Raw genomic sequence first — 19,814 nt, 5'->3', positions numbered from 1 at the left:
CGGGTAAGGGAAGCAGGAAGCTGCTAAGAAAATAAAAATTCCCCAAAAAACAGAAAACTGCTTCTTAGGGAAATTTTATTGTATAAAGGGCAAAGTAAATGTTATGTTACAGCACACTCCAATATTTATTGTCCTATCACATCTCGTACACAGCGGACAGCCCGGTTCCCTACATTTCCACTACCAACCGTTGATATATTTTTTGTTACACCAAAAAAACGGTTTCCATAATATTCTTGAGTACAAGACAACCATTTTACATCATTTTGAGTAAAAACGCCCAAACGCCTCATAATGGTAAGTTCTTTTTGATTAGGTACACGCCATCTGGCTCCATCTCCGTTTTGACTGTATTGACTACAGATCTGGTTCTCATTTGCCGAAGCCAACCAAAGGTTTTCATTTGTAGATGATAAATGCCCATTCGCATCAACAGTTAACGCCGCCCCTGGCCGCACTGTAGTATTTTCTGAATTACAATCCGCTATTGCATATTCAAAGCGTTTCGCAACCATATTGGTATTTTCATTTATTGTATGTACTGGCAGGTATCCTGCAATACTACCACGTATGGAAGAAGCATCATAATATTCCAATACAACAATATGCTTATTTTGTTCATCCAATTTATAAGCCTGCTGAACAGGATCATTATTCAAAATTCGATTTAAATCAACTCCAAGATTGCGTACACAACGCACCTGCCACGGGACAGAGCCATTATTATCACTAGGGCAATCACTAGTAGAAACGCCTTCCTCCGCCCATAATATAATTTTATCACTTGTCGCATAATGATAACGAGTATTATCATACGATCCTGCCCCATTAGGCAAGCTAGGTGTGCCATCATAGTCCATCAATGGAGTCTTCATGGAATGTCGCCCCAAAATCATACGCAAATATTTTCCTGAAGCAGGCAAATACCATTTCAATTCATTTTTATCTATCTTTCCATTGCCATTCAAATCCCGATTACGGTTCATGCATACAGACAGGATGTCATAATATTCCCTACTGTCTGTCGGATCTGCACTTCGACTCCAATTTCGTGTAAACGGTTGCAAAGCATATACTGCCGGATAAGTTTCTGGTTTATTTTCATTTTGGCGGTTACCGATAGCTGGACTTACACCCCGAGGAATAAAATTCTTATTCATCAAAGTCTGAGTATTTTGAAGAATACCATCCGTTCCATTCCAGTCTTTACCCTCCGGATTTGTAATAGTATGATTAGTCGATAAATAATACCATTCATTCCAACGTCCATTATCAGCATTCCAACCATTCATCGTCATTGAAACACCATTTCCATCCGTATAAGTTCCATTAGGAGCAGGAGCATTCTCAACTCTCCACCGCAGATTCAAACCATAACTTTCATTCTCATATTCCATTCCCAATATAGCATTCAGCCCTTCGCTATTTCTGTTATAGTATGTCTGTATGGACTTTTGAGTTATCATATATTGTGACTGCATATATACACTTTCCTTATCATCGGATTCGTGATAGATATCAGTATTCAGCCATACCGTTCTGTCACCAATATCAACATAATTTTTCCAATTGGTCCCTGTTTCATCAGCAGCCTCCTCGTAAACATGTTCATCTACAAAAACAGTATAATAACGAGGAGTCCTATCAGTCACCTCTGTGGTTACATCCCTTCCTTCTGCATCAATACCCGGATGGTCTGCAACATTCCGCAAATCCTCCAAAGTCCACAATGCATTATCAGCAGCCTCGTCACTTATATTGTTTTCCCGATAAATAGCATAATATTTCTCATCTGGTGCCGGTTTAAATCGAATCCAATTATAAAACTTATTTTTTCTGTTTACACTTACATCTCCTGCTGGCGTTCCAGTTTCTTCACCCGGATCTTCAGGCCATTTCAATGTATACGTTTTATTACCATAAGGCACAGTAATCCTCCACCTCAAATTATTCCGTTGCTCATTGGTTAGCTGAATATTAAACACACCATAATGGGCGTCCAGTTCTATTACCTGACTCTTCCCCGCATCTGTCACTTCTCCTTCCGCACCAGAATTGTTCTCTTTTATGCTGCTGATTGCTTCCACCACAATATTCTGTAGCCCATTAACCGTCACAGTATAATCATATTTCGTATTTCTCCGACAATGAAAGTCCCGAGCGGTAGCCAAAGTAGGAGTTGCGTCCTCTTTCTCTTCACAATATCCCAGATGAACCGTATAAGTGGTATATCCTGTACGCAACATGGCATTAGATGTAGAAGGATCAACAGGTTTGGCTTCAGCTGCCCAAGCATCTTCACGATTTTTATAGCCAGAACCTGCAGGAATTTGATAATCATCAGGCACAGGTCCAACATAATAAGAAACTTTTGCCTTGAATGTTACATAAGAGGCAAAATTCTTCCTATTTACTCCTCCCGGCTTTATTTCATCTTTATTATCTGTGTTGCAAAGGCTTCTATATACTCCGGTATTTGTTCCGTCGGAAGCTTTAAACTCACGCTCACGGTCGGCATAAGGATCAGAGCCAGCAGGATTGATTCCTACATAGTTATCATTACTTTCTGCATACTCCACAGCCGTTTGCTTGTTTTCATACTGATAAAAGTCAAAGACATATCCATCGCCATCTTCAGCCTTTCCAAATATATAAGAGGGATTTGATACACTATGGTTGGTGGTATATCCATCCTTATTTGCATTTACAAAATAAAGAGATTGATCTGCAGAATTTATATCACCTTCACGTTCTTGTAAATAGCTCATTACTGGATTATTATACACTTGCCAACTGATCGGTTCCACTGTAACATTCAAACCAGCTTTAATCGTAAACTTATTATACGCTATCAGACGCTGCAAATGAATATATCCAAATACATCAGAACTTTTACTAGCAGGAATATATACTGGCTTAGGAGCCGCCCAAGAAACACCATCATCCCCTGTACCACTATGAAACACCCCGTTCATAACTAAGTCTGCTGAAAAACGGTCTACATTAGTCGGGGTTGTCAAAACACTGGAGATGCTTAAATATTTATCCCAAGTATTCGCCTTATTCAATAAAAGATGTAAAGGTATATAATCTCCCTTGCCCCTATCGTATCCTTCAACTGTTATAATCTTATCACTCTCATCACCGTCACTAATTCCAAAATTAGTCATTGCATTAGCTACCGCTACAATATAACTATTGCCCGTTTTTGTAGTTATGTCCTCCAACAAATGCGCAGTATGCACATCTGTAGTAGAAAGCCCTTCATATAATTGATTATATGTACATTCCCCCGTTGCCACATTATAAATGCCTACCCACAGATCATTTACCTTGGCAGCATCAGCATCACTCATTTCAGCACGCGATCTCACATCCATTTCAGGGACAGACCATTTCAAGCTGATAGTAACAGGTTCTCCCTCCGATCCATATTCGCCACTATATAAAACATCATCCTTACAGGCAATAAACAATGACATACCTACACACAGCAGCCATATCAAACATTGTATTCTTATTTTATATTCCATTTTAACTATCATAAACAAATGAGTTAATCAAAAGAAATTTCGCCATCTTCTCTATTCCATGGACATACCATATAATTTATCTTCACATCCGATGACGCACTTTTTATTTCATACCGGTAAATGTGGTTACGGAGCAAAGACTGTGTATATACATTCAAACTAAATGAATATTCCTCAGATGCAGGTGTTGATCCTTCCGGATTGCTCACCGTGATATTTACCGCTGGACTATATTGATTATTTATTGCGCACTCGCTGACATACAGGGTATATCTGGAATATTCGGAAGTTTCTCCATCCTCGCTAAAAGCCTCATCTTCAAAAAAGGATATGTTATCATCAACCCATCCCGGACTATCAGGTAAAGTAGGATCAACAACCTGTGTTTCATTCACATTCCAGTCAGAATTATTTCCGATAATACTTGACCAGTAAGTCCCTGTGGAATGATAACCGGACAAACTTACCCCCGTAATGGAAGCATCCGGATTCAACACACGGATCTTGTCTATAATCTCAATCTTTGCCACTGAACGGAGCATGTTAATGCTACCAAGCTTATAAGGTTTATCCTTTGATGAGTTCAGAACAGCCTCATCCTTCGGATTGACAGAATAAGTCTGCATACCCACCATGGGGATGTACATTTCATTTTTTTGATCTGTCGGCAAGGTGTAACATCGCTTCATTACCTCATCCAGTTTTGTTTTCAATGGTTCGAAAGTTCCATAAGTATCTGCTTCCGGTGAGGTTCTGAAACTGTTCCAGTTGGCAAGCACCACCAGTTGAAAAGCGGTACGTAGTTGTTGAAAACTTACAGTATAATGAAATTCTGTTCCATTACTGGTTTCCACCTTTTGAATCAAAGCCAGCTCACCATTATTGGTTAAATCCTCATACAGATAACCGGATGCAGGATCAAAAGCTAAAATACGATAATCCCTCTGATCAATATCAATTTCATTCTCCCGTCCTGTTCCAAGTTCCGTAGCATGATTATCCCCCACAGTACCCCGTGCACCGCCTGCCTGCGTCTTTCGGGCAACGAGAGTAAATTTCACCGTCAGTTTCTTTGCAGGCTGTGCATCATCATCCGAATCGGTGATGCAGGAAGCACAAAGGCTTCCTGCCAGCACCACAGTGAGGGCATATTTTAATATGTGTTTTATCATCATCATTCTATGATATTTTTAGGTTTATAAGTCCGTGTTCTGAAGAACTATATGCCATGAATTAATAAATATACCCGCATTGATATACCAATTATAGTCGGGATCAGGATCAGGATCGGGGTCTGGATCGGGATCAGGATCGGGATCGGGATCAGGATCGGGATCGGGGTCTGGATCGGGATCAGGATCGGGATCGGGGTCTGGATCGGGGTCTGGATCGGGATCGGGGTCAGGATCAGGATCGGGATCAGGGTCAGGATCGGGATCAGGATCGGGATCTTCACCACCTTCAATATAGAAAGTTAAATAATACTCGTCCTCGCGATTCAAGTATTCCTGATCACTCATAGGCTGTGTATATTGTTCCTTCGCCATCACCAGATATTCTATCAGCGGAAGATCAATCACCACCTTGCCAGTAACCGCATCCTTTACAGTCAACCGCATATCGGAATCAGCCATCAGACGGCCGGTAGTCATGGAAGCATAAAAACGGCTCAGATCCTCCTCATCGGGACGTGCATTCTGCCACGGGCGGTAACAGACTGTTTCGTCACTCATCAGTGAATTATCGTAATTCATCTTGCCATTGGCATCAGTGATACCGAACACAAACAAATCCGGATCCAGCGGACGACCGTCCTTGTGGCGCAACTCCACATGGATACGGTTGGTATTCTTCATCAACGGAACAGTAGCGACATCCATCACAGTGCCATAGACATCGGGCAGTTCCACCTGACGAAGCATGCCATGAAACAGTGGTGAAAGATCCTTGTCGCTGTACGTTCCGACATCGCCTGTCTGACGGTTCATCCGGACAAGCAGATCATCCAGCGTGTTGACCGTGCCACCGGAAGCGATATCGAACGAACCTTCGCCACCGCACCACGCCACCAGGTCATAACGCCCTGCCGGAAGAGGAAGCTCCATGGCATAACCGGGACGAGACAACGCCTCACCTGTTTCGGTACCACTCCACACCAGTTTGCCAGACGAATCGAACGCATACAGACGCACGGACTTCACCTGTTTGGCGAACTCATCGGCCCAGCGCATGTTCAAATCGTAACTGAACCTCACGCGGTAAGTCACCGAACAGTCGCCCTCGTAGTCATAGATAGCATCATCGCACGAAGCCAGTCCCATGACTGCAAGCAGCACAAACAATGCCTGCCACAGCGTTTGTATTTTGAAGAGTTTCATAATGTTTTTCGTTATTATAGTCTGTTTCTGTTAATTTAAATCTTTGCAGTGACAGACTCAGAAATACTGCCGCTGCAAAAGATAAAAAGATAAGAATTGCCTATTTCAAGTCAACGCCTTGAGTTACCACATGCCATGACAAAGTCTTGATATCAGCACCTACCCAGTATTTGGTCTGATCACGAGGAGTCGGAATCAATGGTTCGTCATCATCAACTCCATTGGCCAATCCTTGGATACTATTTATTGTAATTTTATAAGAATGATTACGTACTACGCCATAAGTACCAGTCAGTAACGCACCGTCATTATCTCTTATTCCTGTATGCTCAATAGGAACAGAGAAAAAAGCTTCGCCATGATTATATTTAATAGCCGAAGGCACCATTTCTTGCAACGCATTATTTACGGCACTAACAGATGTTTGTCCTTCATCGGCACCAATTAAAGTACAGTTATCACCTACTTTATAATACAAATTAGATATTCCATCTTTAAGCTGAAGATAATAACGGCTTGCCGGTTGTCCTTCTATCTGAATTACCTGGAAATTGTCCTCACCAGCAGGAGTAGTGCCTTTCGCATCTGCATATACAGATACTTGATTTTTTACCATAGCAGTACGCAAGCTGCCATTTGCCCCCTGATTCACATCATCCAAATAAAGATCATTAGTGAAATAATAGAAAGTAGGAGCTGCATCACCTTCACCATTAAAACCAGCCACGAGATTGCCATTAGCATCTTGAACTTTGTATTTCCCCGCAATCAGTATATTGGTTGAAGCAGATGGATAGTCATTATATTTAGCAGGTCGCCCTGTATTTTCCAAGCAATACTCAGGAGTCTCTCCAAAAGAGTTTTTCACGTCACTATAGAGTGAATATTCCAATGAATATTCAACATTTTCAGCCCCTAATCCTGTTGTGGGAAATGTGGGATCAGCATTTCCACCAAAAACTGCATTTCCCTTTCCTTCAGCCGTGTAAGTATAAGAACGTGCCCAATAAGTACGATAAGAAGAAAATGCCCAATTTCCAACAAATTCCTCTGCTGCTGATTTTGTTTCGGGCAAATTCTTTATAAGAAACATTTTTTTTTCTGTTCCTGTCAAGCACCACTTTGCATGGTCGATATCAAACACCAAATGTTTTGATTCATTTACTTCATAAGGGTCATTTTTCAGTGTACTACTAATATTTGCAGTAACCTTTGCCGCCATACGTTCCAAATAAATAGTTGTTTTACTTGTAGATTGTCTGGCATCGTCTTCCGAATCAAAATATTCCTCCGGCTTAGTTGGCGTAGCTGTTACTAATTTCCCCGATTCATCATAATACACTGAATTATTCATTGTAAAATACCCATCACTATCTTTTACATTGCCGCGTTCCTGATGTAATACTTGGGGCAACGGATTACGCTGGTCACCCGTGTTTTGAGGATTAGCGTACGCCATCACATAGGAAGGAGTTTCCGTAATTGCCGGATTAAGGGTTACCTGTACCACACCTTGAAACATATGCGTTGCACCTAGTTCATCCTTTTTGTTCACTGGCGTCATCGCATCCAATTTCTCTTTATCAACCAATGAATTACCTACTACAATACCATTTTTATTATAGAATACGAACAATAGACTATTAATATCATTTTCACCAATAACATCGTCTTTACCATTTGTGCCCGGATCAAATTCTTCATCACCAGTAGCAAAACCACGGCTGCCCATTCCATTACCTGCCATAGCCACACTAATCTTAGCATAAACCACACCATCTTCCGGAACGACAAAACCATTGTCTTTCTCAATCTCATTATCAGAACATCCCACCATAGCCAAGGCTGCCAATGCTCCAAATAAAAAACTTCTCTTCTTCATAATCATAGAATGTATTAATAAGTTAGTAAATTCCTTTTGTCTTTAGTTCTCCCCCAACGCGCGAAGTTCCTCCAGTGCCTTGCGCGCCTTCCCAGCCTCGGGGCCATCACCCGCTTTTTGCAGATAACGTGCGGCCGATTCGGCATCCTTTCTCAGCAAAGCGGCATTCGCGGCATTCAGATTCGCCACCGCATCATCCGGATAGACCTTCACTGCCGTCTCCATCACACGGATAAAGTCTTCGCTTCCAGCCTCGTAGCTTTGTGCGGCAATATAGAACTCGTTCAGACTCAGTTTCTGAGGATCGCTCACCACCAGACGGCGGATTTCCTCCACATCACTGAACTGACGGATCACATAGTCCACCCGGTAATCCGAATGGCGAAGACCCGGATAAACCTCGGCAAGCAAGGTACGGTAGTCCGCAGGATAAGTGGATCTTATCTTCCATTCCTTGGCATCCGGCTTCAAGTCACCGTCAATAATCGCCAGAATAGCATCCCGGTTCTTCAACGACGAGCCTGCCACGTATTCACGCAAGCCTGCCCAGTCCTCCGCCTCCCACGAAGTTTTGATGAAGTCCTTCGGAAAAGCATACAATTTCTCCACATGGCTCTTCAGCGAGAGGGTACGCCCGCGTGCCAAACGCTCGTTGGCGGCATACGAACCTTCGGGAGACGCGAATCCCTTGATGCTCAGCGAAGTCAGGGTGATATCCTTGTCCTGACGCACGGAGTCTATCGTGGCACGGATCTTCGCCAGTTCGACAGCGTTGCCGCGGTAGTCCGCACGGATCTCGGTCACATTCACCGGGAAGTCGATGTAGGCACGGCCCTGAAGGTCACGACTCTTCACTGTCTCGGCGGCAGGAGTGATATAGGCAAGATCCGGAGCCCAGATGATTTCTTTCACCGGCTCGGTGTAGGAGGCAAGCAGGTTGCTGCCCTCATCCAGAATATCGGAACAACAGCCATAGATGCGTGAGGTTATTTTCAGCTCGGAACCGTCCATCCAGCCGGTGTAGGGCACAGAGGCGGTGTAGGGCAATGAAGAGGGACAATCCTTGACGCGGAAACTATGCTCGGAGGCTCCTGTCAGCTGGCTCTTTCCCTCGCGTACATAATACAGATAACGGTTGCGGCCGTAAATGCCCACCGAAGGGAGCTCCACGGAGTCTGTGCCATGAACCACATACGGAGTAAGAACCACTGCACGATTGGAAGACGGACGGACCTCCGAAAGATCCAGCGTCATCAGCACAGAGAGTGAGTCCTCCGGAGTATGAGTAAGGGTGGCGCCACTCACTTTCAGGCCGGACAAACTCTGAACGGAAGCGTCTTGAACGGATACCGCCTGCGCGGAGGCGGTCAATGCACCGCAACAAAGCAAAACAGCCAGTGCGGAAAGACTAGTGTTTATACGATTTTTCATACGTTCCTCCTTTCTTTAGAATATATAAACCAGACTCAGCGCTGCCTTTGTGGGACCATAGTAGTTGTGGTGACGATCCTCTTCCGTCTTCTTGCCGCAACCGGCACACTGATAGGTGTCATAACGGGTGTAGGAGTATCCCAGACCGATCTCAGCTTCCAGATTCCAATGACGACCCAACATCCAGGCATACCCGTAGGTCACACCGCCACCTACAAACCAACCTTGGAAGCGCTCGTCACTTAAACGGGAAACATGGGTGCCCAGAAAATGAATGCTGTTATTCAGCCCACCCACATTGAACTGACCGCCATGTGCCTCCATACCCAAAAAGTGTCCGCCAAAACGCTGGCAGAACCAGTAGCGTGCTTCGGGCTGCAGCATCCAGTGCTTCCACCGACGCTCATGAGACATGGTCCAACCGTTGAAATTGCCGGACACATCCAGTGTCCATCGGGAAGAGAGACCCACTTCCGCTCCTATATTGATAGTTGCGGTGGCGTCATAAAGGAGATTGCTCTTCAAGGCAAAGTCCTGAGCTTTCACAAAAGGACTGCAAAAAAGCAGAAGCGAAAGCAGAAAAACATACTGTTTAAGTTTCATCCGATCTATCGTTTATACTATTTTTTTACCATCTCTTTTTATCAATCTCTTGATAAGAGATCGACAACAGACTCGTAACAAACAGATATACAGTGCATTAAAAACAACGATATAGTAATCAAAAGAACAGATAAAACTAATTTGTATTAACTTTTAATTTGTTAAATATAAAATTTCTTTTCTTTTTTATTGCTTATAACCAGCAGATTACATACTTTTGTGAAATCGGATATCGATCTCTTATCAAGAGATCGACTTTTTTTGAATGCTAACACACTTAAAAATCAGCATTATACAAAAAATAATGCTAAATTCACAGATAGTCCTTATAAACAACAAGGGATGAAGAAAAAAACGATAGAAAATCTACTTTGACATAAACATTTATGAAGGATACATGAAGGATTCGCAAAGGAATCCTTCATTATAATATTCTGAAGAACAACGAATTAAGTATACATGAAGCTTTTGAAGGATTTTGCCATTCACTTTTATTCCGATGTACACCGCTCCCTTTATTCCGGCCGGTACACCTGCAAGGGCAGTTCGCCCTTCAAGGCTCCCAACGCATTATAGGCCAGCGAGCCCATCTCGTCTTCACCGGGCATCAGCACAACCGGTGCCAGATAATCAATCTGTTCCCTGAGAACCGCCACACAATAATCACTATGAGCAATGCCTCCCGTCAGGATAATAGCATCCGCCTGCCCACGAAGAGTGACATACATGGCCCCTACTTGTTTCGCCACCGTATAGAGCATTGCATCCAACACTCCTTTATAAGGCTCCTCTCCTTCGGAAGCTTTCCGGGCGATAGTCACCACATCATTCATTCCCAGGTGAGCGGTCAGCCCTCCCTTGCCGTTCAGCATCTTCTTGACCTGCTTCAACGTATATTTGCCACTGAAGCACAGTTCTGCCAACTGGTCGCCAGGAATGGTCCCCGCACGTTCGGGCGAAAAGGGACCCTCACCGTTCAAGGCATTGTTGACATCAATCACCCGCCCTTTGCAATGGGCACCTACCGAGATGCCACCTCCCAGATGCACCACAATCAGATTCAACTCTTCATAGTGTTTCCCGATGGAAGCGGCATATTTGCGAGATACCGCCTTACTGTTCAAGGCATGGAAGATGGAAATACGCTCTATCTCCGGAATCCCTGTCAAACGGGCGGCCGGCTGCAATTCATCCACCACCTCGGGATCGGCAATGTAGGCGGGACAATGACATTCCCGGGCGATTTCATCGGCAATCAGTGCACCCAGGTTACAGGCGTGCTCCATCCGGGCGTTGAGCAAATCATGCCTCATCTGTTCGTTTATGGCATAGACCCCGCCGGGAGTAGGCTTCAACAAACCGCCACGGGCTATGACTGCATCAAAATCCAACGGAATATCCGCTTCGGAAAGCAACCGCAATATAAAGTCCTTACGGTACTCATACTGTTCGTTGACATGATGAAACTCCGACAAGTCATCCGCTGTATGATGGGCACCTGCCACCCATACCGGCTTTTCATCAATGAAAAGAGCTATTTTGGTAGAGGTGGAGCCCGGATTAATCACAAATATCTTCATAGGTTCAATAATTTATCAAGGTACAAATTGCCACATTATTTATCCGGCCACGCAGGCCAATGCCAAACTGTAATATTTCGAATTTCCGGAATCGGCACGCGACGGAACCACTACGGGGGAAGCCGTGCCGCGCAACATACCGGCCATGTTGGCGTCACCAAACAAGGACACTGTTTTATAAAACGTATTTCCAGACTCAATATTGGGGAAGATCAACAAATCGGCGTGTCCCACCACCGGCGAGCTGATTCCTTTCACCTCACCGCTATGCGCATCACATGCCGTCTTCACATCCATGGGCCCGTCCAAGTACATGTTTCCATAAGCACCGGCAGCGGCACGTTCCTTTAAAGTCACATAATCCAGTGTATGAGGGAATTTCTCGTTCACTTTTTCCGTACAATGAATCAAGGCTACGCGAGGAGCTTCTATCCCCATGCGGCGGCATACCTCCAGATCATACCGCAACATCGCCTCGAATTGTTCCAAGGTGGGACGGGGAATGACCGCCGCATCCGAGAAGAACAGCAACTTCTTGTACATCGGGATCTGTGCCACCGTAATATGGCTCAACACATTCCCTTTCGGCAGGATACCATGTTCCTTATTAAGTACGGCCCGCAATAAATTGTCCGTATTGATAATCCCTTTCATCAACACGTCGGCATGTCCCTCACGTATCAGCGAAACTGCTTCCTGGGCCGCTTTATCGGGACTCGTCGCCTCATATACTTTCACATGGTCCGGATATTGAAGGCGGATATATTCCGAATTCAACAAATGGGGCGTATCCGCCACCAATAAGAAATCGGCGAATCCTTCGTGCAAACTGCGGGTTATCACGTATTCGGTATGAGGGTCATTAGGGCAAACAACCACCACACGTTTCCGTTCTTTCAACGAACGCAAACGGCTTATCAAGCCGGCGAAGTCCTGTATCGGTTCCATGGTCATTAGATTTTTAGCAAATATGAAAAATAAATCTGAATTTATCCCTATCTTTGCTTAGTTTCTATGAATAATTTAACTTATGAAAACGTTTCAAACATTTGACATTTCAGCTGAGTACGATGCCATACACCGCACCTTTCCCTGCCACAAGGATGCTCCCGTCATAGGGCTTACCGGAAACTTCCAGGAAGGCGCATGCACTTTGCTGGAAGGATATTTCACTTCCATTCTGAAAGCTGGAGGCGTTCCTTTCATTATTCCTCCAGCTGACAATACTAACAGTTTGATAAACTCATTGAATGCGCTGGACGGCTTGCTGCTGACCGGCGGTGCGGACATCAATCCCTTGTTCCTTGGAGAAGATCCGGTAAAGGAATTACACAGCATAAATCCCCGGAGGGATCGTCAGGAGTTATTGCTTGCCAAGCTGGCCGCCGACCGGCAGATACCGGTGCTGGGGATATGCCGTGGCATACAGGTAATGAACGCCGCTTTTGGAGGCAGCCTGTATCAGGATATTCATGTACAAATGGAAGGGAAACGGATCAAACACGATCAGGATTTGGGACGGGGATATGCCTCGCATACGGTCCGGATAGAGAAAGATTCCTTACTTTATAAATTGTTTGAAACAGAAATATTGCCGGTCAACTCCTTTCATCATCAGGCTGTAAAGGAGGTTGCACCGGGTTTCAAGGTTACCGCCCGTTCATCCGACGGGGTCATTGAAGCGATGGAGTCCGCCGAATGTAAGTCCATGATGGGAGTACAATGGCATCCGGAATGTTTTATTCTGGAAAACAACCCCTGTATGATGCCGGTATTCGACTGGCTTATACAGGAATCCACTTCTTTCAGAGAGGCTAAAAGATTGCATAGCCGCATGATAACGCTGGATTCACATTGCGACACACCCATGTTTTTCGATCAAGGAATAAATTTCGCCACCCGTGACAAAAAAATCTTGGTAGACCTGCATAAGATGACGGAAGGACAGCTGGACGCAACCATCATGGTGGCTTACCTGAAACAGCTGGAACGTACCGATGAAGCCTTGCTGGCGGCAACTGCCAAAGCGGATCGCATCCTGAACGAAATAGAGGAGATGGTTGCCAGAAACTGCACAGCCGTAGATATAGCATATACTCCCGCTGATCTGTCCCGTTTGAAAAAAGCAGGGAAAAAGGCTGTCATGCTGGGCATTGAAAACGGATATGCCATTGGCAAGGATATCACGAATGTAGAACGTTTCCGACATCGTGGCGTGGTGTACATGACACTTTGCCACAACGGAAATAATGATATCTGCGGCTCCGCCCGTTATAATGAGGAAGGACTGGGCGTAAGCACCTTCGGCGAACAGGTGATAAAAGAAATGAACCGTGTGGGAATGATGGTAGATATTTCTCATGCCGGAGAGAAAAGTTTCTACGATGCACTGGAAATCAGCAGCAAACCGATCGTGGCCTCTCACTCTTCGGCCCGTGCCCTTTGCGACCATCCGCGCAATCTGACGGATGACCAATTGAAAGCATTGGCAGCCAAAGGGGGTGTGGCACAGGTATGTATGTATAGCGGATTCCTTCGTAAGAACGGAGAAGCTACCATCAAGGATGCCATCGAGCATCTGAACCACATGGTAAATGTCATGGGCATAGAGCATGTAGGGATAGGAACCGATTTTGACGGTGACGGCGGCATAACAGGCTGCACTTCGGCATCAGAATTGATAAACTTTACACGCCGGCTGCTGTTGGAAAGATATAGCGAAGAAAGTATCCGCCTGATCTGGGGAGGAAACTTCCTGCGCGTTATGGAAGAAGTACAAAGAAAATAACGTAACTTTGCGGCGCAGACTCTCTATCCCTGATAAGGACAATGCACAATATGTACTTAAATAACAAGGAATAAGTATGAAGATAAAAAACGTTTTAGTAATCCCGGTCTTGCTGCTTGTATTGACGGCTGTAGCCTGCGGAAACAGTAAAAGCAGAAACGACCAGACAGAAACCGTAGACAAAGAAGTGATCAAAGCTCCCGAATTCGATGCGGACAGCGCCTATCAGTATATTCAGGTACAAGCCGATTTCGGTCCCCGTGTCCCCAACACGCAGGCGCACAAAGAATGTGGGGAATATCTGGCAGGACAATTGGAAAAATTCGGTGCCAAGGTGTACAATCAATATGCCGATCTGATAGCATACGACGGTACGATACTGAAATCACGCAACATTATCGGTGCCTACAAGCCCGAAAGCAAAAAACGTATCCTGCTTTGCGCCCATTGGGACAGCCGCCCGTATGCCGACAATGATCCCGATCCGAAGAATCACCATACTCCTATACTGGGAGTGAATGATGGTGCCAGCGGTGTGGGGGTGCTGCTGGAAATCGCCCGTCAGATACAGAAGGAACAACCTGCCTTAGGCATAGATATCGTATTTTTCGATTCGGAGGATTATGGAATTCCCGAATTTTATGACGGCAGGTACAAACAGGACACTTGGTGTCTCGGATCACAATATTGGGCACGTACTCCACATGTCCAGAACTATAATGCACGCTATGGAATCTTGCTGGATATGGTAGGAGGAAAAGATGCCACGTTCTATTATGAAGGTTACTCGGCCCGCACCGCCCGTTCCGAGATGAAGAAAATCTGGAAAAAGGCACATGAGCTGGGATATGGCAACTATTTTGTAAAAGAAGACGGGGGCGAGACGGTGGACGACCATATCTATGTCAACAAGTTGGCGCGTATCCCGTGTGTGGACATCATTAACTATGATGCCGACAATCCGCAAAGTTCTTTCGGCTCTTTCTGGCATACGGTAAACGATACGATGGAAAACATTGACCGTAACACGCTGAAAGCGGTAGGACAGACGGTAATGGATGTGATTTATAATGAGAAATAAATGATAAAACAATGAAAACAATAAACGAACTTCAGAACGAAGTGATAGAAGAGTTCAGTGATTTTGATGACTGGATGGACAAGTATCAACTGCTCATAGACTTGGGTAACGAGCAGGAACCACTCGCCCCCGAATATAAAACAGAACAAAACCTGATAGATGGTTGCCAAAGCCGCGTATGGCTGCAAGCCGATATGGAAGACGGCAAAGTGGTGTTCCAGGCGGAAAGTGACGCCTTGATTGTAAAAGGTATCATTGCCCTGCTCATTAAAGTAGTCAGCGGACATACCCCCGATGAAATATTAAGCAGTGATTTATACTTTATAGAAAAGATAGGCCTGAAAGAACATCTGTCGCCCACCCGTAGCAATGGCTTGCTGGCAATGGTAAAGCAGATGCGTATGTATGCGCTGGCTTTCAAGGCAAAAATGGCGAATTAGTAATTAGCGGTTAGTGATTAGCGGTTAATACCTGCGGCATGATAACGCAGCCTATTAATCACTAACCGCTTATCACCCCAAAAAGATAACAAATTCTTCCATTCATGCGACTCGTACGTATTTGTCCATTACGCCATAAACTGTCCAAAGACAACAGCATACGGATTATAAACTAACACTTCTTCCCTCTAATCAAGACTTTCTGCCCGCCGGACAAGGTAGTGGCAAAGATATAATCATCTCCTCCCTCTTTCAGTTTCAAACGTTTGCGAAGTTCCGCAACCGATAATGGAAAGTTGCGGATCGTAATATTCGCCTTGTCCATATCCACCAAGAACGCTTTCAGTTCCTTTTTTCCAAAACCCGATACGGCCTCAACCCGGAAACGACGTCCCGGAAAATCCGGAACCAAAGAAGCAGAGGTATATAAATGGCTGCTGAGATGAAGTTTCGCCACAGGATAGGTTTGTGTGAGAGAACGAAAAGCACCGGCTTTCAGTATAGCGGCATTCGGTTCATACAAATAAGTACCGACCTCATCGGCCAAGGGACAGGGCGACGTTTTTTCCTGCTTCAAGGTAAAGGTGTAATGCTGGTTCTCCCCGTTGCCTGCAATATGCTCGCAATGGATGCTTACCTCCGATGAAACGGGTTCTTTTTGCAATATCAGCAATAACTCCTTGCACTCGTTATTCACAGCGACAATGTGTACCGCACGAACTGTTTTCAGCTCGTTCAATGCCAATGACATGTCCAGCATAGGCGATAATTTCACCATCACTTTCTTTGCCTTATCAACCAGCAAAGGCTCCAAAACAGTAACATCCGGCTCGCAATCAGAGATGGCAACCGTCTTGCCACCGTGCCCGTCTCTTCTGGCAGGGTCTAAAAACAAGCAATCTACCGGAAGCATTTCCTGCAAATAGGATACCCCGTCCCGGTTATGTATCCGAATGTGTCCCAACCCCAACAAAGGGAAATTATGCAAAGCCAGCTCACAAAGTCCTGCCTGCCTTTCCACATAATCAGCCTGCTTGAAATTCCGGGAGATAAAACTGCAATCAATACCGAAACCTCCGGTTAAATCGGCAAAAGTATCTCCTTCCAACAAAGAAGCCTTATATAAAGCAGTTGCTTCGGAAGAACATTGTTCCATAGACAAATGAGGGGGATACCATAATGCGGAAACCGGATACCATGAAGGTATCTTGCGGGACGCTACCTGCAGTCCGGCAATTTGTGTGACAGCTGCCGCCATGTCCACATCGGGATATTTCTTACTTTGCAAAGCAAGTGTACGCGTATCGTCCTCCCTGTGTTCTTCGATGAAACGGAGTGTTTTTGCTGATATTTCCATCCTTTATCTAATTACTTTATAGTTCCGTTTTGCCTCTTCACGACTGCGGTAGTTGAAATGCCACCATTCACTACGCAAAGGTTTATAACCCGCATCCGTCATGACCCGGCGCAGCAGCAAACGGTTTTTCCGTTCCTGTGCTGTCATGATTCCCTGCTGTACCATTGCCGCCTCGGTATCTATATGTGCTTCCTTGCCCAAATGATCCACTTTGGTCCCCATAGGCAAAGGATTTCCTTTTTCATCTGCAATACTTACATCCACCGCCAAACCATAATTATGCAACCCTCCTCCCCGGGCCGGATTGGATACATATATATTTTGGGAAGTGCCTTTTACCACATTCCACATTTTCTGCTGCACGGACATGGGACGGGCGGCATCATAAATAATCAAAGAATAACCGGGATACAACTCTTTCAACCGCTGCTGCGCTTGCAACAGGGCTTTGGCAGCCTCGGGATGAAGATAGGCTTCCTGCAAATCCTCATAAAGGACTTTTCCGGTAAAATTGTCGGCACGGGTGTACATCAAATCTATTTTCAAGGTCTTGTCCATCTTGCCTATATTCACCAATCCCAACGAATCAAGATAATGCTCCATCCTGCTTTGCGGGAAAGCGGGGTGGAGCATCATCAGCAAGGATATAAAAATAAAAACAGCCTTCATCTACAACAGTATCTTTCTATCATAATACGGACTTCAACAACTCAGGAATTTCAATGTTACAGCATTCCATCTCTTTCAGTATTTTCTTCCCCTCCGCCGTAAGCGAGAAATACATCTGTCGTTTATCGCAGTCTCCCAAATTACGCTCTATATAACCTTTATCCTCCACAGACCTGATAACTTTAGAAGTATTCGAATTAGTAAGTCCCAGTTGTTCTGCTATCTCTCCCGAGGACAAGCGTTTCTTTCTGGAGAGACAGCATAACAACATTCCTTCGTTCAGACAAAGGTGGTGCGCCTTTTCAAAACGTATTTCAAACTCTGCAATAGCGCGATAGAGATCTCTTATTTTACATAAAGTTTCCATATTGCTCCTTCTTCTTGATGCTATTGCACAAAAGTACTTATTTTTTCAATAAAAACTCATCAATAGCCTTTTTAAAAGATGCTTTGGGCATAGCCCCCTGTGCCATCTCCGGCTTTCCTTCCATAGGAATGAACAGAATGGACGGAATACTCCGTATTCCAAATGCGCCTGCCAGTTCCTGCTCCTTCTCCGTATCCACCTTATAGATTACAATCCGTCCATCGTATTCTTTTGCCAATTCGTCCAGAATAGGAGCTACCATTTTGCAAGGACCACACCAGTCAGCATAGAAATCCACAATAGCCGGTTTGTCACCTTCATATTTCCACTCTTCCGGGTTTTTCTCGAAATTATATACTTTCGCCAAAAATTCAGCTTTGGTCAGATGTATGACCTTTCCATTTCCTTCTGTTGCCATAGTTTCTTCTTTTACAGGGTTATTACTACTGTTCCCTCTGCCGCAAGCTGTAGTGGTAGCCAGCACAAGGGCTAAAAAAAATAAAATCGTCTTATTCATACTTATTCCTCCTTCTTTATTTCTTTACGCTCCGGCATAAATGAACTGAGAAGCAACCCTCCCATCGCCGCCCCCCAAATGGAACTGCTGACAGGAGAAGATGTTATAGGACAGGTCCCAGTGGTACAACCTATATACCGCCAATACAAATATCCTCCTACCGTTCCTGCCACAATGCCAAGCAATGTCCATCCATGCCTTTTTACAAACTCTTTTTTCATACTCTTCTCTTTTTATGATTAAAACCGGACTCCGTCACGTTACCTCCTTTAATTATTTCCTTAGGAAACTTTTTCCAAATATATTTCATACTTTCCTTAATAACAAATTTCCTCGGGAAAATATTTTAATAATAACTTTCCTTCACGATTCAATGTCCGCATTTAAATAATATTCAGTAGTGCAAGGGATGCCAGGAAAACGTTAATCTATCACATTTTTCAAGTTCGATTAAAAAAAGCAATCTATTTATGCTATTATTTTCAATGATTTATTATTTTTGTGCCCATAATACTTAACTAGACAAACACAATTGTTATGAAATGTAAACGATGTTTTTTTGTAGCGGCCACGTTGCTGTGTTCAGCATTGCTGTATGCACAATCCGGCACATGCAGACGATCCATTCTATCCTTTCAAACAGGTCCTGCTCTCTATACCGGAAAACTGATAGGAACAGCAGGATGCTCTTCAAGTTTACGCAACGGCATAAGCTGGTCAGGAAGTTACACTTATCTGGTAGGAAACAAGCCTGCTATAAGAGCCGGTTTCGGAATACTTTATCAGGGCAACCGATATACAGGCGATATGCCAAACAGCACAGACAAGATTCAAACACATTATTTCGCTCCACAGTTCTCCCTGCATTGGCTGAAACAACAATTCAGCCTATATTTTACTACCGGAACCGGATATCAGATATATAAAGATAACAGCACGGTATATGACAAACCACGGAAAGTATCCATGAACAAATGGGCGGCAAACTTTGGCGCAGGTGGAGAATACCATCTCTCCTCCCATTGGGGAATCAGCGCAAAAATAAACTATATTCTGGCATATTCCGGTGAATACTCCGTCCGCTATCATCATAAAGAATGGACGGTGCAGCCACATTATCCGATGAACGGTTCGGATGATATTTCCCAATTATCTTTCTCAGCAGGTATTAATTATCACTTTTAAAAG

17 protein-coding genes are annotated in these 19,814 nt (G+C 44.4%); 4 read left to right on the top strand and 13 right to left on the bottom strand.

All coding sequences use genetic code 11. The annotated features are described in order from the left end of the window. Nucleotides 1-125: 125 nt before the first annotated feature. The 8 genes from ACYQ0C_RS00405 to ACYQ0C_RS00370 form a co-directional block, all read right to left on the bottom strand. Nucleotides 126-3,545, bottom strand: a complete 3,420-nt coding sequence (locus ACYQ0C_RS00405) for a hypothetical protein (protein WP_016275102.1) — start codon at nt 3,543-3,545, stop codon at nt 126-128. Between the two features lie 11 nt (nt 3,546-3,556). Further along, on the bottom strand, nt 3,557-4,711 hold the full coding sequence (locus ACYQ0C_RS00400; protein ID WP_032941355.1) for a hypothetical protein: 1,155 nt from the start codon (nt 4,709-4,711) through the stop codon (nt 3,557-3,559). A gap of 18 nt (nt 4,712-4,729) precedes the next feature. After that, nucleotides 4,730-5,911: a FimB/Mfa2 family fimbrial subunit gene (locus ACYQ0C_RS00395; protein WP_257463635.1), complete on the bottom strand. Its 1,182-nt coding sequence runs from the start codon at nt 5,909-5,911 to the stop codon at nt 4,730-4,732. A gap of 100 nt (nt 5,912-6,011) precedes the next feature. Beyond that, nucleotides 6,012-7,793 (bottom strand): Mfa1 family fimbria major subunit, encoded by a 1,782-nt coding sequence (locus ACYQ0C_RS00390; RefSeq protein ID WP_016275099.1) that lies wholly within the window; start codon nt 7,791-7,793, stop codon nt 6,012-6,014. Nucleotides 7,794-7,835: 42 nt separating this feature from the next. Then, nucleotides 7,836-9,224 (bottom strand): DUF3868 domain-containing protein, encoded by a 1,389-nt coding sequence (locus ACYQ0C_RS00385; RefSeq protein WP_016275098.1) that lies wholly within the window; start codon nt 9,222-9,224, stop codon nt 7,836-7,838. Nucleotides 9,225-9,239: 15 nt separating this feature from the next. Next, complete coding sequence (locus tag ACYQ0C_RS00380; protein WP_016275097.1) at nt 9,240-9,827, bottom strand: DUF3575 domain-containing protein; 588 nt, start codon at nt 9,825-9,827, stop codon at nt 9,240-9,242. Nucleotides 9,828-10,342: 515 nt separating this feature from the next. Further along, entirely contained in the window at nt 10,343-11,407 is a 1,065-nt protein-coding gene (gene buk / locus ACYQ0C_RS00375; RefSeq protein WP_016275096.1) for a butyrate kinase, read from the bottom strand. Between the two features lie 39 nt (nt 11,408-11,446). Then, the gene (locus ACYQ0C_RS00370; protein ID WP_016275095.1) at nt 11,447-12,355 is read right to left on the bottom strand and encodes a phosphate acyltransferase; all 909 of its coding nucleotides are present in this window, start codon (nt 12,353-12,355) and stop codon (nt 11,447-11,449) included. Between the two features lie 82 nt (nt 12,356-12,437). On the opposite strand from ACYQ0C_RS00370, the gene ACYQ0C_RS00365 reads away from it, so the two are divergent. From ACYQ0C_RS00365 to ACYQ0C_RS00355, 3 genes are all read left to right on the top strand, one after another. Next, entirely contained in the window at nt 12,438-14,195 is a 1,758-nt protein-coding gene (locus ACYQ0C_RS00365; protein WP_016275094.1) for a gamma-glutamyl-gamma-aminobutyrate hydrolase family protein, read from the top strand. A 76-nt stretch (nt 14,196-14,271) separates the two neighbouring features. Then, the gene (locus tag ACYQ0C_RS00360; RefSeq protein WP_016275093.1) at nt 14,272-15,276 is read left to right on the top strand and encodes a M20 family metallopeptidase; all 1,005 of its coding nucleotides are present in this window, start codon (nt 14,272-14,274) and stop codon (nt 15,274-15,276) included. A gap of 11 nt (nt 15,277-15,287) precedes the next feature. Next, entirely contained in the window at nt 15,288-15,716 is a 429-nt protein-coding gene (locus ACYQ0C_RS00355) for a SufE family protein (RefSeq protein WP_005838774.1), read from the top strand. 172 nt (nt 15,717-15,888) lie between these two features. On the opposite strand, the gene ACYQ0C_RS00350 is transcribed toward ACYQ0C_RS00355, so the two are convergent. From ACYQ0C_RS00350 to ACYQ0C_RS00330, 5 genes are read right to left on the bottom strand one after another with little or no spacing between them, the layout of a single operon-like run. Then, nucleotides 15,889-17,073, bottom strand: coding sequence for a THUMP-like domain-containing protein (locus ACYQ0C_RS00350; protein WP_016275092.1), 1,185 nt, complete (start codon nt 17,071-17,073; stop codon nt 15,889-15,891). A 3-nt stretch (nt 17,074-17,076) separates the two neighbouring features. Continuing rightward, nucleotides 17,077-17,742: a M15 family metallopeptidase gene (locus ACYQ0C_RS00345; protein ID WP_016275091.1), complete on the bottom strand. Its 666-nt coding sequence runs from the start codon at nt 17,740-17,742 to the stop codon at nt 17,077-17,079. A gap of 19 nt (nt 17,743-17,761) precedes the next feature. Further along, nucleotides 17,762-18,109, bottom strand: coding sequence for a MarR family transcriptional regulator (locus ACYQ0C_RS00340; RefSeq protein WP_016275090.1), 348 nt, complete (start codon nt 18,107-18,109; stop codon nt 17,762-17,764). A 37-nt stretch (nt 18,110-18,146) separates the two neighbouring features. Beyond that, nucleotides 18,147-18,626 carry a thioredoxin gene (gene trxA, locus ACYQ0C_RS00335; protein WP_016275089.1) on the bottom strand — a complete coding sequence of 160 codons (480 nt, stop codon included), beginning with the start codon at nt 18,624-18,626 and terminating at the stop codon, nt 18,147-18,149. Nucleotides 18,627-18,628: 2 nt separating this feature from the next. Beyond that, nucleotides 18,629-18,847: a DUF6132 family protein gene (locus ACYQ0C_RS00330; RefSeq protein WP_016275088.1), complete on the bottom strand. Its 219-nt coding sequence runs from the start codon at nt 18,845-18,847 to the stop codon at nt 18,629-18,631. Nucleotides 18,848-19,163: 316 nt separating this feature from the next. Here ACYQ0C_RS00330 and ACYQ0C_RS00325 point away from each other — a divergent pair, with 316 nt between their 5' ends. Next, entirely contained in the window at nt 19,164-19,811 is a 648-nt protein-coding gene (locus ACYQ0C_RS00325) for an outer membrane beta-barrel protein (protein ID WP_016275087.1), read from the top strand. The last annotated feature ends 3 nt before the right edge of the window (nt 19,812-19,814 follow it).

The sequence above is a fragment of the Phocaeicola sartorii JCM 17136 = DSM 21941 genome (assembly GCF_054653615.1).
Note: the sequence above shows the minus strand (reverse complement) of the source record. Positions and strands in the feature narration are given on the sequence as shown.